We start from the raw sequence: 15841 nt of genomic DNA, 5'->3' as shown, positions 1-15841 counted from the left end.
GACGAAAACGGGCAGGTCCATGGACTGGGATGGTGCCGTCAACGCGTGGCACGTGGCCGGCGGCGTTTACCGGATGGGACGCCGCGAATGGCTGACGGAAGCCGGCTGGCAGCAGGCGTTCGACGACGGCATCCGCACCGTCGTCGACGTTCGCAATGCCGCGGAGGCGCGCCGGCGGGACACCGATCCTGTGGTGTCCGACGCCGCGTGGCACGGCATGGCAGTCCTCTCGGCACCCACCGAGGAGCCAGGCCACCCCCGCTTCACCGAAATCTGCGGCCCCTACCTGAACGATCCCGCCTTCTACGCGGACAACGCCCGCATCTTCCCGGAGAAACTGGTGGGCGTCTTTCGGGCGCTCGCCGCGGGGGCGGACCGCGGCGACGTGATCCTGCACTGCGCCGCCGGACGGGACCGCAGCGGCATGGTGGCCGCCATGGTCCAGGACCTGGCAGGTGACTCCGACCAGGACATCGCCGAGGGCTACCGCCGCGCCGCCCGCGGCATCAATGAGCGCTACCGGACCCACGGTCCGCCGCATGACCGGGAATGCTACCTGGACGACGCCGAACTGGCGCCGCTGCTCGAGCGGCGCGGTGCCGCCGTGGTGGAGTTCGTCCGCGCCCTGGACACCCGGGGCTACCTTCTCCGGCACGGTCTCAGCACCGGCGAACTCGACGCCGTGCTGTCCCTGTGCGGGGCGGGGGTGGCCCGATGAGGCCGGTCCATCTGCGCCGGTTCCTGTCCCTTGGCGCCGTCGCCGGGATGCTGGCGTCCTCCGCATACGCCGCCGCCCCCGCCTGGGCCGGGGACCAGGCCGCTGATGCCCCCAGCGTCGAAATATCCGACGGCGGAAAGGGCCTTTCAGAGGCGGCGCTCGCCGAAGCGGTGCAGCGCGACCTCGGACTCACGCAGGAGCAGTTCGCCGCGGCCGGTGAGCTTGGTTCCCGGGCTGCTGCTGCCGCCGTTCAGCTCCGCGACGTCCCGGGCTATCAGGGCATCAGGCTGGAAGACGGCCGGATCGTGGTGACCGGGTCCGGCGCGGAGCTGCTGGCACAAGTGGCGGGGCTCGCGGCGTCAGTCCCGGAACTGGTGCTGGAGGCGCCAGTACCGGAGGCCCGGCTTGCGGATCCTGGTGCTTCCACTGCCCCAAGCGAAGGGGCGGAACTGGCGGTCAGCACCGAACAGCTTTTCCAGGCCTACGTGCGCGAGGTCGGCCCGGAAGGGCTGCAGGCTGTGCTGGCGTCCGGCGGAAAATTCGTGATCCGGAGCGGCGGCGTCAACACGCCCGAGTCCACCGCGAAGACCGGCATGGCATCCGTTTCGGCCGGTAGTGGAAAGGTGTCGCCCGCCGAGTTCGTAGCCAAGTATGCCAACGTGGAGCTCGACGGCGGTGCCTCCCTTGCTCCCGAAGCCGACGTTCCCGGGGGTGTCGGCTACATTGCCGACACCGGCTGGATCTGCTCCACGGGCTTCTCCGCCTTCAACCCAGCAGGCCTGCCTGCTGTCCTCTCCGCCGGACACTGCGCGTCCGACGGTGCGGCAAGGACCGCCACCCTGCAGTTCCTCGGTGAGCCAGCCGGCCCGCTGGGCGACTTTGGCTTCAGCCAGTACGGCGGTCCGGGCAACTCGAGGGTCCTGGACCCCGCCACCCCCACTGGTCCGGGCGGCACGGCTCTGACCAACCCAGGGAATGTGGGCACCGACATCTCCGTCATCGAGTCCCTGCGCACCGATGTGGACCCGCTGCCGGCAGCCAGCACCTGGGGGGACCCCTCCCAGCCCGAGCCGGACGTCAAGATCATCGGCAGCGCGGACCCGGTGCTGGGAATGCCGGTGTGCCGCTCGGGGCGGACGTCATTCTGGTCCTGCGGCACTATCGACGCGGTGGGGATCTTCGTAGTCCCCGGTCACGCCTACGCGATGGACCCGACCGACTTGCGGGCCTTCCGCGGTTTCCTGTCCTACGCCGTGCAGTCCAGCGGAGGTGACTCCGGCGGCCCCTACGTCAGCGGCAACTACGCCGTGGGGACGCACGCTGCCGGCGACACCCCGGATGGAAACGGCAACGTCGTCCAGAACATGGCCATCGCCGCGACCCTCAGCGAGGGCCTGGCTGTCCTGCCCGGCTACCAGCTGGAACTCTTCCTCAACAAGCCTGCCGTCACCAGCCCCGCGCCTGGGGGCACCTTCGAACCGGGGCAGCAGGTCACAGGCACTGTTCCGGCGGCACCGGCCTCCGCGGTGGCCGCCGGGTCAACAGTCCGGATCACCCTGGACGGCGGAGATCCCTTCGAGGTCCCGGTGGACGACGCCGGGAACTGGAGCTTCACGGCTCCTGAAAGCACCCCCGGGGGCAGCGGAAAGCTGCAGTTCACGGCCGAGACGGTCAACGGGTTCAGCGTTTCCGGCACCAGCAGTTTCGAGTTTGGACGTGCCCCGGCTGAACCGCCCGCGCCTCCGGCTCCGGCTGAACCGCCCGCGCCTCTGGTGCCGGCTGAACCGCCCGCGCCACCGGCTCCGGCTGAGCCGCCCGCGCCTCCGGTGCCGGCCGAACCGGCAGCAACGGTGCCTGCCCCCGCGCCTACCGGATCTGTCCCCGCCAGCCCGGCCCCGGCTGACCCGGCCGCTGTCCCGCCGGCGGATCCCTCGGATGGAGGCGCCGCCGTCGTACCTTCCCCGGTCGGGACACCACCCGCCGGCCTGGCCGATACATCGGGCCCGTACACCGCCGGTTCCACCGGCGGGCTCGCCTACACCGGCGCCAGCGCACTCCTGCCGGCGGCAGGCGCGGCGTTCGCGGCGCTTGCCGCCGGCATCCTCCTGACAGTCCTGGTCCGCAGGCGGAACCGGCGCCGGGTCCCCTAACTACGACCCGTCGCCGTCGACCACCTGAACGGCAACGCCCAGGGTGCCGTCGGCGAGGCTTCCCCAGGCGTAGACGATGGTGTTCGTCCCGCCTGCAACGGTGATGTCAGCCGGGCCGATCACCGGGGTTGTGGTTCCTGCCGCGGCTACCGCAGCTGAAATCGTGCCGGCCCTGAGCTTCAGCACCGCTTCGTTGGGGTTGGTGAGGCCCTGGATGACGGGTTCGCCGTTCGCCAGCACGTCGACGGCGGGAGCCGCGGCCACGTGCCTGACCGTCAGCTTGCCTTTCCGGTCATTGCGGAGGCCCTTGGTGCTGTTTTCGAACAGCGAGGCCGTGGGGGTGCCCGCGGCGCTGAGGTGGGCCACGGCCGTGTAGTTGCCGCCCTCGTCGAGCTGCACATCCACAGGTCCGATCACCGGGTTCGCGGCGGACGTGGCGTCAGCGGCAGTCACGGCGATCTGGTAATCGCCGGCGGGCAGCTCGAGTGGCCCGGCCAGGGTGCCGGGAGTGAAGTTATCAAGCGTGAGGTTCCCGTTCACCCACACGTCCACCGTCAGGCCGGGAACACCATGGAGGACGGACAACAGGGCGTCGTCGTCATCGTGGTGCCATCCGTTGGCCTGGGCGGGGGCGGCGAAGGCCAGCGAGGCGGCCAGGGAAAGTGCCCCGGCGGCGTAACCCATTTTGCGCATATCAAACTCCTTCAAGGATGCCCGGTGGCCGGGCTGTTTGTGCTTACGCGCTTAATACCCGGGAAGTACCGTCTTTGGATGCACTGCAGGAGATTTTTTCCTGGCTACTGCTTGTGCCGCCGCATCAGCAGGTTGGTGATGCGCAGCGTGCAGAGCCGCTGGCCGATCTCGTTGGTGATCAGCACCTCGTGCGTGGTGAGCGTGCCGCCCAGGTGGATGGGTGTGGCCGTGATGGTGACCAGCCCTTCCCGGGCGGACCGGTGGTGCGTGGCGGACACGTCGACGCCCACCGCCGTCTTGCCCATCGTGCTGGCGTGGATCACGGCGGCCCAGGAGCCCACCGCCTCGCCCACGGCCAGCGAAGCGCCGCCATGCAGCAGGCCGAACGACTGCCTGTTGCCCTCCACCGGCATGGTGGCCACCACGCGCTCAACCGACTCCTCCACGATCTTGACCCCCATCTTCTCGTCCAGCTCGCCGAGGGTGATCTTCCACAGCTCGTGCTCTGTGGGGGAGTGGTCCTGCATCTCGGCGGAATTCGGAACGGGGGCGCTCATGGGAGTCTCCTTCGGTGTTGCCGGGCGGCACATTCATGTATGGTTCTTATATTACCGAACGGACGGTCAGTAATCATTGGCCGCCTTTCTGCCCCTTTGTTGGAAGGACCCGTCAACGATGACCACCACAGCCACAGCTCCCCAGGCCACGGTTGACACCGTGGAGACAGTGCCCAGCTTCATCCAGGATGCCTGGTGGACCCCCGACGCCGGCACCTCGGCCTCCGCAGTCCCCGTCCGTGATGCGAGCACCGGGGAGGTCCTGGCCAAGGTGAGCACCGAGGGGCTGGACCTGCAGGCCGTGGTGGACTACGGCCGCAGCACCGGCCAGGAGGAACTGGGCAAGCTCACCTTCCACCAGCGCGCCCTGAAGCTCAAGGAGCTCGCGCAGTACCTGCACGCCCGGCGCGAGCACTTCTACAACTTCTCCTTCCAGACCGGCGCCACCAAGATCGACTCCATGGTGGACATCGACGGCGGCATCGGCGTCCTCTTCACCTTCGGCTCCAAGGGCCGGCGCGAGCTGCCCAACTCACAGGTGGTGGTGGACGGGCCCATGGAGGTGCTCTCCAAGGACGGCTCCTTCGCCGGCGAGCACATCTACACCCGCATTCCCGGCGTCGCGGTCCAGATCAACGCCTTCAACTTCCCCGTCTGGGGCATGCTCGAAAAGTTCGCCCCCGCTTTCATCGCCGGGGTTCCCACCATCGTCAAGCCCGCCACCCCCACCGGCTATGTTGCCGCAGCGGTGGTCAAGGCCATTGTGGAATCCAACATCCTGCCCAAGGGCTCGCTGCAGCTGATCTCCGGCTCGGTCCGCGGCCTGCTGGACGTGCTGGATTACCGCGACTACGTCTCCTTCACTGGCTCGGCCTCCACCGCCCTGTCCCTGAAGTCCCACCCGAAGGTGGTCCAGGGCGGGGTCCGCTTCACGTCCGAGACCGACTCCCTGAACGCGGCCATCCTCGGGCCCGACGCCGTCGAGGGCACCCCGGAATTCGATGCCTTCGTGAAGTCCGTGGTCACCGAGATGACCGTCAAGGCGGGCCAGAAGTGCACGGCCATCCGCCGGACCATCGTCCCGGAGGCGCTGGTGCCCGCCGTTGTGTCCGCCATCGGCAAGCGGGTCCAGGAGCGCGTGGTGCTCGGCGATCCGCGGGGCAAGGGCGTCACTATGGGTGCCCTGGCCTCCGTGGAGCAGCTTCAGGACGTGCGTGCGGCCGTGCAGGCCATGCTCGACGCCGGCGGCGAGCTTGCGTACGGAACGCTGGATTCGCCGTCGGTCACCACCGCCGACGGCACCTCCGCGGTGGTGGAGGAAGGCGCCTTCATGTCTCCCGTCGTGCTCAGCTGGAACGATGCGGACGCGGAGGCGCTGCACTCCCTGGAGGCCTTCGGCCCCGTTTCGTCGGTGATCGGCTACAAGGACCTGGCCGACGCCGTCCGCCTCGCCGCCCGGGGCAGCGGCTCCCTGGTGGCCACTGTCTGCACCAATGATCCCGCCGTGGCGCGGGAACTGGTGACCGGCATCGCCGCGCACCACGGCCGCGTGCTGATGCTCAACCGCGAGGACGCACGGTCGTCCACCGGCCACGGCTCTCCAGTGCCGCACCTGGTCCACGGCGGACCCGGCCGTGCCGGCGGCGGCGAGGAACTGGGCGGCATCCGGTCGGTAATGCACCACATGCAGCGTACCGCCATCCAGGGCTCACCGAACATGCTGACCGCGGTCACCGGCATCTGGCATGCCGGGGCGGACCGCAACTTCACGGTGGAAACCGAAGGGACCCACCCGTTCCGGAAGCGGCTGGAGACGCTGCGGATCGGCGACGCCGTCCGGTCCGACCTGCGGCAGGTCACCCTGGAGGACATCACCGCCTTCGCCAACAGCACCGGCGACACCTTCTACGCCCACACCAACCAGGAAGCCGCCGAAGCCAACCCGTTCTTCCCGGGGATCGTGGCCCACGGCTACCTGCTGCTCAGCTGGGCCGCGGGACTGTTCGTGGAGCCCGCCCCGGGTCCGGTGCTGGCCAACTACGGCCTGGAGAACCTGCGCTTCATCACCCCGGTGGCGGCCGGCGACTCCATCCGGGTCACCCTCACCGCCAAGAAGATCACCCCGCGCGAGACCGACGAGTACGGCGAGGTGGCCTGGGACGCTGTCCTGACCAACCAGAACGACGAGATCGTGGCCACCTACGACGTCCTCACCCTCGTCGAAAAGTAACCCCCGGTTGCTCTATCACTTGTGGTCCCCAATTAGCCCGTTTGGGGACCATAAGTGATAGCGCATCGAGGGCTTTTATTGGGGTGGGGGCGTAAAATTCTGCCCGTAGGAGGTGGCCACATGACCCTAAGAATGAAATCAGCCACAACCATCCTGCCAGTCGATGATGCAGCCCGCGCCCACAGTTTCTACACCGAGAAACTTGGACTCCCGCACCGCGGTATGACAGACGATGGAAGCGAAATACTCGGCATTGACGGCGGCGCCATGCTGCAGCTGATGCCGGTCAGGGACGGCAAGCACTCAGAACACACGGCCCTCAGCTTCGAGGTCACGGACATCGAGCAGACAGTCCGCGAGATGGAGTCCATGGGCGTGCAGTTCCAGGACTACGACCTGCCCAACCTGAAGACCGAGAACCACATCTGCACCACGGGCTCGGAGAAGAGCGCCTGGTTCATGGACACCGAGCACAACATCCTCTGCGTCCACGAGAACCTGGGCAACAGGATGGAGTACCAGCTCTAAAACAACAGCAGGGTTTCGACAGGCTCAACCACCGGGTGGTTGAGCCTGTCGAACCCTACATGTGCGGCCGAAACGTCAGGACTCGGCGCCGCCGTGCAGGGCGTCGTCGCTGCTGTCGTCCTCCCGGCCCGTGCCGTGCCCGCTTTCGCTCTGGTCGGAGAGGTCCATGTTGCCGCGGGCCTCCTCCATGGTGGGGCCGCCGGAGGGAACGCTGTACGTGTCCGGGCGGATCCCGTGGGACTGCTCCTCGATGAGCGCCTGCTCCTCGCTGAAGCGGATCACGTTCGCCTCGTCGCCGGCGTCGCCGGGAATGTCCTCACGGACCTTCGAGGGGTCGGGAACGATGAAGCCTGCCTCGGGTTCTTCTTTGGAGTTGCTCATTTCCATTCCTTCCTATCGGGTGGTGCTATCTCTGGGACGTTCGGCGAGGTCCACCTTGACGTCCCGGGTCTCGTCGCCGCGCTTGACGGAGAAATTCACGGTGTCGCCCGGATTGCGGCCGCGCAGTTCGGACAGGAGCTTCTCCGGCGCGGTCAGTTCCACGCCCTCCATCGACTCCAGGACATCCCCGGGTCGGATCCCGGCGCGTCCGGCCGGGCCGTCCTCGGACACGGCCAGCACCAGCACGCCGGAGACCTGCTCGATGCCCAGCTGCTCGGCGATCTGTGCCGTCAGCTCGCCGGGGGTGAGGCCCACGTAGGCGTGTTCGGCGGTGCCGTCAGCCAGGAGTTCCTCGGCCACTTCCACGGCGGTGGCGGCAGGGATGGCGAAACCGAGGGCCACGGCGCCTGCGGACGGCGGGATGTAGGCCTCGCTGATGCCGATGATTTCGCCGCGCATGTTGATCACGGCGCCACCGGAGTTGCCGGGGCTGATGGGGGCATCCGTCTGGATCAGGTCCACCAGGGACAGGCTGTTGGACGCGGACCCGGGAATCGAGCGGTGGAGCCCGGAGATGATGCCGGCGGTGGCGGTGTTCTCGAAGCCGAGCGGAGAGCCGAGCACTACGGCGCCCTCGCCCACCTTGGGCAGCGTGGTCTGGTACACCGGCTTGGGCAGGCCCGTGCGGTCCGCCTGGACCAGCGCCAAGTCTGTGACGGGGTCCGTGGCCCGGACGGTGCCCTCCACCCGCTGGCCGTCCGCGAAGGCCACCTCAACCCTCGTATTGCCGCGGATCACGTGCTCGTTGGTCAGGACCAGGCCGTCCTCGGAGTACACCACGCCGCTGCCCAGTCCGCCCTCGGTGAAGATAGTCACCACCGACGGCGCCAAATTCTCGACGAGCTGCGGGATGCCGCCCGCCGCGTCCGCCCCGGCGGGAGCGGGCGCGGAACCGGCCGGGCTGGCCGCCGGAGTGTTCACGGAGTCGGCGGTTGGCGCCGGGGGAGGAGGCGAGCCTCCTGTGCAGGCGGAAAGCACGACGGCGGCACTCAGGGCGAGTGCGGCGGCGGCGGTCCTGAGCGGGCCGGGACGCCCTGGAGTGCCCGGGCCCCGGTGGCGGGGCTCCGGATGGATGGCCGGGCTCATTGACTACCTCCCCTGCGGACGGCGGCTTTCTACCACCGTAGCCGGGGAGCAACGGAAATACCAAGCACGCTTAGTATTTCCCCGTCCTCACTGCGGGAGGAGTGCGAGGCCGGCTAGGAGTGGCCGTGCAGCCCGTCGAACGCCATGGTGATGACGTCGTCGGCCAGGCGCTCCGGCGACAGCGAACCGCCGGGCTTGTACCACTCCACGATGGAGTTAATCATGCCGAACAGGAGGCGGGTGACGGTCCGGGGGTCGATGTCGGTGCGGAGCGAGCCTTCGTCCCGGGCCGCTGAAATAAGGGCCGCCACCTTGTGGTCGAAGGTGCGCCGCCGTTCCAGCGCGTCCCGCTCAATCTCGGTGTTGCCGCGCAGGCGCAGCAGCAGCGTCACGAACGGCAGCCGGTCCACCAGTACGGCCACGGTCTGGCGCAGGACGAATTCCAGCCGCGCGTCGGCCGCGCCGGATGTCGCTTCCGGCTCCTCGAGGATCGACTCCAGTCCGCCCAGGGCGTGGTCCAGGGCGAGCTTGAGGAGGTCGCCCTTGGACGGCACGTGGTGGTAGATAGCCGACTTCGAGATGCCCAGGTTCTCGGCCAGGATGCCCATGGAGGTCGCGTCGTAGCCGTGCCGGTTGAAGACATCCACGGCGATGCGCAGCACTGACTGCTGGTCGTAGCCGGGCCGGCCGCGTTTGGTGCCGGCGGGGCTGGAGGTGTCGGCGGTGCTGGTTGTCTGGCTGGGCATAGGTGCTAGTTTCTCACGAACGGTCGGTTGGTCCGGGCAGGCCACGGGCCGGCCGGCCCGGCACCGCCAGTGTTGCTATCCCTTCGGGCGCAGGTCGTAGATGCGGCGGAGCTTGCCGTTGGACCGCTCCAGCGAGCCCGGCTCCACTACGGCCACCGTGCAGGAAGAACCCACGTGGATCTTGATCTGCTCCTTCAAGGTGCGTGCCGCCGTCGTACTCTGCTCGGTGGTGACGTTGTCCCGCCGCTCGATCTTCACGGTCAGCTGGTCCATCCGCTGCCCCTCGGGCCGGGTGAGCTCGAGCTGGAAGTGCGGGCTGAGCTCGGGGATGCGCAGCGCGATCTCTTCGATCTGGGACGGGAAGAGGTTCACGCCGCGGAGGATGATCATGTCGTCGCTGCGGCCGGTGATGCGTCCCATCCGGCGGTGCGCGGGGCGGGCGGTGCCGGGCAGGAGGCGGGTGAGGTCCTTCGTGCGGTACCGGATGATGGGCAGCGCCTCCTTGGTGAGCGAGGTGAAGACCAGTTCGCCGTGCTCGCCGTCGCCCAGCACGTTCTCCTTGCCGGGGACGGGATTAAAGGGGTCGATGATCTCCGGGCGGAAGTGGTCCTCCCAGATGTGGCTTCCGTCCTGGGTCTCCACGGCCTCGCCGGCCACGCCCGGGCCCATCACTTCGGACAGGCCGTAGATGTCGCAGGCCTTGATGTCCATGGTGACTTCGAGTTCGTGCCGCATCTCCTGGGTCCACGGCTCGGCGCCGAGCACGGCGTACTTCAGGGACGTGGAGGTGGGGTCGATGCCCATGTGCGCCATGGCGTCGGCGATGGTCAGCAGGTAGGTGGGGGTGCAGAGGATGGCGTCCGGCTTGAAGTCCTGGATGAGCTGGATCTGCCGTTCGGTCTGGCCGCCGGACATGGGGATGACGGTGCAGCCCAGCGCCTCGGCGCCGGCGTGCGCGCCCAGGCCGCCGGTGAACAGGCCGTAGCCGTAGGCGTTGTGGACCTTCATGCCGGGGCGGATGCCGGAGGCGCGGAAGCAGCGGGCCACCAGCTTGGCCCAGTCGGCCAGGTCCTGCTTGGTGTAGCCCACCACGGTGGGCCGGCCGGTGGTACCGGAGCTGGCGTGCACGCGGGCCACCTCGTGCTGCGGCACGGCGAACATCCCGAACGGGTACTCCTGGCGCAGGTCCTCCTTGGTGGTGAAGGGGAAGTTGCCCAGGTCGGCGAGTTCACGGAGGTCTGACGGGTGGATTCCGGCGTCGTCGAACTTGCGCTTGTAGAGCGGTACCCGCTCGTAGGCGTAGGCGACGGTATGCTGCAGGCGGCTGAGCTGGAGGGCCTCAAGTTCATCGCGGGAGATGGTTTCCTCGCGGTCAAGGACGGCATCCGCCGGCTGGGCGGTTGCTGCGGCGGGCGTTTCGGGGGCATGCAGGGTCATTGTTTCCTACTTCTTGGGGATGGTGCGGCTGCGTCCGCGGAACTCTGCAACGAGCTCGCCGGGGGTGCCGGAGGTGGGGGATTCGGGCTGGTCCGCGTCGGCGGCGAAGATCTGGATGTCGTACAGGCCGCTGCGGCCGGCGCTGGAACGGCGGTCCGCGACGGCGGTCAGCACCTGGCCGCGGAACGCGGGCTTGAGGAAATTGATGTCCACGCCGGAGGCCACGGTAATGGTGTTCTCCTCGCCGGGCGCCGGGTTGATCGGGTTGCAGGCGAGCGCGAAGGCGGTGTCACCGAAGGCGAAGATCATTCCGCCGTGGGCCATGCCGAAGCCGTTGAGCATTTCCTGCCGGAGGGTCATCCGGATGGTGGCGTGGCCGTCGCTGAGCGAGAGGACCTCGATGCCCATCCACTCGGAGGCATAGTCGTTTTCCAGGATGGGGTGGGGTGGCCCGGAAAGTGTTGTTTCAGCCATGCGTCATTGCCTCCAGCTTTATTTACCGAATGTTCATTAGGTAATCCCATGAGGGGGTCCGGTGTCAAGGGCGGGAGCGGACGACGGCGGGCCGGGGTGCCCTGTGCGTGGCCGCGAGGTGCAAGGATGGAGGGACCGGCAGAAGCAGACCAGCAAAGGGCGGACCATGGCCAAAGGCATCTACGTCAGCGCAACCACTCCAGGATCGGGCAAGTCCCTCGTGGCCCTGGGCCTGGCGGACACCCTGCACCGGCACGCGGACAGGATCGGTTTCTTCAAGCCCGTGGTCACCGGCCCTTCCGCCGCGGACGATCCCATGGTGGCCCTGATGAAGTCCCGGTTCGCGCTGGAGGACGAGCGCTGCCGCGGCGGCCTGACGTTCCAGGAAGTCCGCAGCCTGCTGGCTGAGGGCAACCGCGAGGAGATCGACTCACGGTGCGTGGAGATCTTCGCCGACATCTCGCGGCACTGCGACGTGGTGATCGTGGAGGGAACGGACCTCACAGGCCAGGACGCCGCCGTCGAGTTCGACCTCAACGCCCGCCTGGCCAACAACCTTGCCGCCCCGGTGGTGGCCGTGGTGGGCGCCAAGGGGCGGACCGTGGCGGAGGCGGCGGCCGCCGTCGAGGTTGCCCGGAAGGAGCTGTCCGCGGAAAAGTGCGCGCTGCTGGCCATCCTGGTGAACCGCGCGGACCCGGACCTGGTGGACGCCATTGCCGCGGAGGTGAAGGTGGGCGCGTCCGGCCGTCCCGTGTACGTCCTGCCAGAGCTGGAGCAGATCGCGCGGCCCACCACCGGCGAAGTGGCCACGGCGCTCGGAGTGCGCCAGATCGCCGGCCGCCCGGACATGGAGCGTGACGTTAAGGACATCAAGGTGGCGGCCATGAACGTGGGCAACTTCCTCAACGTCCTGGATGAGGGCGCCCTGGTGATCGTGCCGGGGGACCGGGCGGACGTGATGGTGGCATGCCTGGCTTCGTCCTTCTCGCCAGAATTCCCGGTGGCATCCGCGTTGATCCTCACCGGCGGCCTGGCACCGGATGCCAACATCTATCCGCTCCTGGCGCAGGCGCCCTTCCCGGTGTTCGCCTCCCGGGAGGACACCTACACCACCGCGAAGCGGGTCTCTGAGGTCCGGAGCGAGATCTGGTCCGGGCACCGGCGCAAGGTGGCCTCGGCCGTGGGCCTGTGGTCGCGCCGGGTGGACGAGACCGAACTGGTGGAGCGCCTGCACCTGCCGCGGCCTGAACGGATGACCCCGCTGCGGTTCCTGCATGACCTCATCGAGCGGGCCCGTTCGCAGCGCCGGCACGTGGTGCTGCCGGAGGGCACGGATGTGCGGATCCTGCGCGCCGCCGAGATCCTGCACCGCCGCGACGTCTGCGACCTGACCGTCCTGGGCCCGGAGTCGGACGTCCGTGAGCTGGCCGCGGCCCGGGGCATCGACCTTTCAGGGATCAGCGTGGTGGACCCGGCAACCTCGGACCTGCGCCAGAAGTTCGCCGAAAAGTACGCCGAGCTCCGTGCGCATAAGGGCGTGGACCTTGCCAAGGCCCTGGAGATCATGCAGGACGTGAGCTACTTCGGCACCATGATGGTCCAGCTGGGCGTGGTGGACGGCATGGTGTCCGGCGCGGCGCACACCACGGCACACACCATCCGGCCGGCGCTGGAGTTCGTGAAGACGCGCCCCGGTGTGAAGATCGTGTCCTCGGTGTTCCTGATGCTCATGCCGGACCGCGTGCTGGTGTACGGCGACTGTGCCGTGAACCCGGACCCCAACGTGGAGCAGCTGGCGGACATAGCGCTGGCCTCGGCGGAAACCGCGGCGCAGTTCGGGGTGGAGCCCCGGGTGGCGATGCTCTCCTACTCCACCGGCGGATCGGGCTCCGGCGAGGCGGTGGACGAGGTGCGGCAGGCCACCGAACTGGTGCGCCAGCGCAGGCCGGACCTCGCCGTCGAGGGGCCCATCCAGTACGACGCCGCCGTGGACGCCTCGATCGCCGAGTCCAAGATGCCTGGCTCCTCCGTGGCCGGGCAGGCTACCGTGTTCATTTTCCCGGACCTCAACACCGGCAACAACACGTACAAGGCGGTGCAGCAGAGCTCCGGGGCCGTCGCCGTCGGGCCGGTCCTGCAGGGGCTGCGGAAGCCGGTCAACGACCTCTCCCGCGGCTGCACCGTGGAGGACATCGTGAACACGGTGGCCATCACCGCCATCCAGGCGCAGGCGCCGCTTGCCCAGGACCCCGTCAGCAACAGCCATTGACAGCAACGCGGGGTCACTTTCGGCCTCTTCCGGCCCCTGGATTGGGCGTGCAGTGACCCCGCGATGACGGACGACGGCGGCACCCGGGTGGGTGCCGCCGTCGCAGTCTGAGTGAGGGGCTAGGCCTCGGCCTTGACCTTCAGGGGCTCGATCTTGCCGATGACGAACAGGTAGTTCGCTGCACCAATCAGCGAGACGAAGCCGATCACTGCCAGCGGTGCCACGAAGGATCCGGTCTGGTCCACCAGGACGCCGATCAGGATCGGGGTGAAGATGCCGGCGAGGTTGGACGCAAAGTTTTGCAGCCCGCCGATGGAACCGACGTGGCGCGAGCTTGGCGCGACGTCGGCCGGCAGCGACCAGATGCCGGTGGCGGCGACGGTGAGGCTGGAGTAGGCGAGGGACAGCAGTGCCAGGGCCATCCAGGCCTCCGGCACCAGGGCGGCGAACATGATGACCGAGCCGCCGGCGAGGCCTCCGGCGATGGCGATCTTGCGGACCTTGCTGACCGGGGCTCCGGCCCGGACGGCACGGTCTGCCAGGTAGCCGCCCAGCCAGCCGAACAGGACAGCGCAAATGCCAGGAATGGCGCCAAAGAAGCCCAGCTTGAGGAGGTCGAAGCCGCGTTCCTTCACCAGGTAGCTCGGGAAGAACGTGATGAAGAAGTAGATGGCGCTGTTCAGGCAGAAGAAGCCGAACATCATGCTCAGGATAGTGCGGTACTTGAACAGGGAGCGCCACGGGAGCTTGGCTGCACCTTCGTCATCGCTGGCCGCACCGCGGGCGCCGCCTTCCTGGATGTAGCTGACCTCGGCAGCGTTTGCGCCCGGGTGCTCCTCCGGGCTGCGGTAGACCTTCCACCACACCGCGGCCCAGATGATTCCCGCAAGGCCGATGATGATGAACACCGCGTGCCATGAGGTGAAGGCAACGATGAGGGTGACGATTGGCAGGGCAATGACGGCACCCACGCGTGAGCCCGAGTCCCAGATGCTGGTGGCGAAGGCGCGTTCGCGGACGGGGAACCAGGTGGCAACTACCTTCGCTGCAGTGCTGGGGGCGGGGCTTTCGCCCACGCCCAGCAGGAAACGGGCGGCGAAGAGGGACCAGAAGTTGGAGGCGGCGGCGGTCACCATGGTGAAGACGGACCACCACAGCGCGGCCAGCGAGAAGGACCGGCGCGGTCCCACCTTGTCCACGTACCAGCCGGCAGCAAGCTGGCAGAAGTCGTAGGCCCAGAAGAACGCGGCGAAGATCAGGCCCTGCTGGGTGGCGGTGAGTTCGAAGTCCTCGCCCATGAAAGGCAGGGCGACGCTGAGGCTGGAGCGATCCAGGTAGTTGATGCTGAGGCCCACGAAGGCAAGCCAGATGATGGCCCAGCGCTTCCGGGTCATCAGGCGGGAGGGGGGTGTGGAGGTGTTGATGGACGATTTACTTCCGAGCGTAGTCATGCGGTCTCCTTCGACGTATACATGGCTTCGGTGCATTACGCACAGGGGGATGGGGAGGGTGCCGATCTGCTCAGCGAAATCGTATAGGAATCTGGTTAATCATATAGAAATTGTGATGGGGATCAAGTCCTGATGGGAATTTGTTCTTCGCGCCGGTCCGCCCCGGCGCGTGGCTTATGATTCCCCAAGTGGCTCCCGCCCGTCCGGGTGCCAAGTCCACAGCGAATTCAAGAGGTAATTGCGTGCCCCCACGTCCAGCGTCCGACATGCCCCGCGGCAAGGCTGCCGTCTCCGACGTCTACTCGGCCATGCGGGCCTCCATCCTGGAAGGCGACCTCGCCCCGGGGGCGCGCATCAACATCGACGCCGTGGCGCGCAGCCTGGGAGTGTCCCAGACTCCGGTCCGCGAGGTCCTGCAGCGACTGGAGGGCGACAACCTGGTGGTCTACAACCCCGGGCGGGGATACAGCACCACGCCCCTGCTGGATCTGCCCGAATTGCGCTCGCTGTTTGAGTTCCGACTCCTCGTCGAGCCCTGGGCGGCCCGGGCTGCTGCGGTGGACAGGCTGGCCAATCCGGCTCCTGCCCTGAAGAAGGAGCTTGAGGCTTTCCGGGATGTCATGGAATCCAGCGGGGACCTGCGCCAGGACCTGGTGGCCCATGACACCCGGTTCCATGACACCATCCTCGCCGCGTCCGGAAATCCCGTGGTCCGGCATGCCTTCGCCCAGACCCATTGCCACCTGCACACCTTCCGCCTGTACCCCGCCGATGTGGACGGCGCCATCACGGTAGCCGAACACACGGCCGTCCGGGAGGCAATCGAAGCCTGCGATCCGGAGCAGGCCGAGGCCGCAATGACCACCCATATCCGCAACTCCTTCGACAGGTTCGCCAAGGCTTTCGAGGGCGAGCTTGCGCCGCTCGAAGACAGTGGCCCGCCCCGGAAGCGCATCATCACGTAGGTCCAACCCTTCGCCCCGGCCCGCAGTGGCCGGGGCTTTTTGGTGCCTCCGGAAGCCGGCCGGGCAGGTGGGGGCTTGACCTGCGTCACCTGTCCT

14 protein-coding genes are annotated in these 15841 nt (G+C 68.0%); 6 read left to right on the top strand and 8 right to left on the bottom strand.

Annotated features, from left to right (window positions below):
- The first annotated feature begins 19 nt into the window (after positions 1-19).
- A complete protein-coding gene (locus tag ACJJV6_RS03935; RefSeq protein ID WP_009356641.1) occupies positions 20-718 on the top strand; it encodes a tyrosine-protein phosphatase in 699 nt (232 codons plus the stop codon).
- A complete protein-coding gene (locus ACJJV6_RS03930; RefSeq protein ID WP_009356640.1) occupies positions 715-2868 on the top strand; it encodes a S1 family peptidase in 2154 nt (717 codons plus the stop codon). The genes ACJJV6_RS03935 and ACJJV6_RS03930 overlap by 4 nt, the downstream gene beginning before the upstream one ends.
- On the opposite strand, the gene ACJJV6_RS03925 is transcribed toward ACJJV6_RS03930, so the two are convergent.
- Together ACJJV6_RS03925 and ACJJV6_RS03920 are read right to left on the bottom strand one after the other, a co-directional pair.
- On the bottom strand, positions 2869-3561 hold the full coding sequence (locus ACJJV6_RS03925; RefSeq protein WP_354175910.1) for a DUF4397 domain-containing protein: 693 nt from the start codon (positions 3559-3561) through the stop codon (positions 2869-2871).
- Between the two features lie 104 nt (positions 3562-3665).
- The gene (locus ACJJV6_RS03920; RefSeq protein WP_009356638.1) at positions 3666-4118 is read right to left on the bottom strand and encodes a PaaI family thioesterase; all 453 of its coding nucleotides are present in this window, start codon (positions 4116-4118) and stop codon (positions 3666-3668) included.
- Between the two features lie 118 nt (positions 4119-4236).
- Here ACJJV6_RS03920 and paaZ point away from each other — a divergent pair, with 118 nt between their 5' ends.
- Complete coding sequence (gene paaZ, locus ACJJV6_RS03915; RefSeq protein WP_009356637.1) at positions 4237-6348, top strand: phenylacetic acid degradation bifunctional protein PaaZ; 2112 nt, start codon at positions 4237-4239, stop codon at positions 6346-6348.
- A 120-nt stretch (positions 6349-6468) separates the two neighbouring features.
- Entirely contained in the window at positions 6469-6876 is a 408-nt protein-coding gene (locus ACJJV6_RS03910; RefSeq protein WP_052014008.1) for a VOC family protein, read from the top strand.
- Between the two features lie 75 nt (positions 6877-6951).
- On the opposite strand, the gene ACJJV6_RS03905 is transcribed toward ACJJV6_RS03910, so the two are convergent.
- The 5 genes from ACJJV6_RS03905 to ACJJV6_RS03885 form a co-directional block, all read right to left on the bottom strand.
- Positions 6952-7257 carry a hypothetical protein gene (locus ACJJV6_RS03905; RefSeq protein ID WP_009356635.1) on the bottom strand — a complete coding sequence of 102 codons (306 nt, stop codon included), beginning with the start codon at positions 7255-7257 and terminating at the stop codon, positions 6952-6954.
- Between the two features lie 12 nt (positions 7258-7269).
- Entirely contained in the window at positions 7270-8403 is a 1134-nt protein-coding gene (locus ACJJV6_RS03900; RefSeq protein ID WP_009356634.1) for a S1C family serine protease, read from the bottom strand.
- A 113-nt stretch (positions 8404-8516) separates the two neighbouring features.
- Complete coding sequence (locus tag ACJJV6_RS03895) at positions 8517-9149, bottom strand: TetR/AcrR family transcriptional regulator (RefSeq protein WP_009356633.1); 633 nt, start codon at positions 9147-9149, stop codon at positions 8517-8519.
- A 75-nt stretch (positions 9150-9224) separates the two neighbouring features.
- Positions 9225-10586: a phenylacetate--CoA ligase PaaK gene (gene paaK / locus ACJJV6_RS03890; RefSeq protein WP_354175908.1), complete on the bottom strand. Its 1362-nt coding sequence runs from the start codon at positions 10584-10586 to the stop codon at positions 9225-9227.
- A gap of 6 nt (positions 10587-10592) precedes the next feature.
- Positions 10593-11060 carry a hotdog fold thioesterase gene (locus ACJJV6_RS03885; RefSeq protein ID WP_009356632.1) on the bottom strand — a complete coding sequence of 156 codons (468 nt, stop codon included), beginning with the start codon at positions 11058-11060 and terminating at the stop codon, positions 10593-10595.
- Between the two features lie 166 nt (positions 11061-11226).
- Between ACJJV6_RS03885 and pta the strand changes: the two genes are divergently transcribed.
- Positions 11227-13329 carry a phosphate acetyltransferase gene (gene pta, locus ACJJV6_RS03880; RefSeq protein WP_354175906.1) on the top strand — a complete coding sequence of 701 codons (2103 nt, stop codon included), beginning with the start codon at positions 11227-11229 and terminating at the stop codon, positions 13327-13329.
- A gap of 119 nt (positions 13330-13448) precedes the next feature.
- Here pta and ACJJV6_RS03875 read toward each other — a convergent pair whose 3' ends face one another.
- On the bottom strand, positions 13449-14780 hold the full coding sequence (locus ACJJV6_RS03875; protein WP_354175904.1) for an MFS transporter: 1332 nt from the start codon (positions 14778-14780) through the stop codon (positions 13449-13451).
- A 266-nt stretch (positions 14781-15046) separates the two neighbouring features.
- Between ACJJV6_RS03875 and ACJJV6_RS03870 the strand changes: the two genes are divergently transcribed.
- The gene (locus ACJJV6_RS03870; RefSeq protein ID WP_009356631.1) at positions 15047-15745 is read left to right on the top strand and encodes a GntR family transcriptional regulator; all 699 of its coding nucleotides are present in this window, start codon (positions 15047-15049) and stop codon (positions 15743-15745) included.
- Positions 15746-15841 lie beyond the last annotated feature (96 nt).

The sequence above is a fragment of the Arthrobacter nitrophenolicus genome, from assembly GCF_045833485.1.
GTDB lineage: Bacteria > Actinomycetota > Actinomycetes > Actinomycetales > Micrococcaceae > Arthrobacter > Arthrobacter nitrophenolicus.
This window is presented reverse-complemented; position numbering and strand designations above follow the sequence as displayed.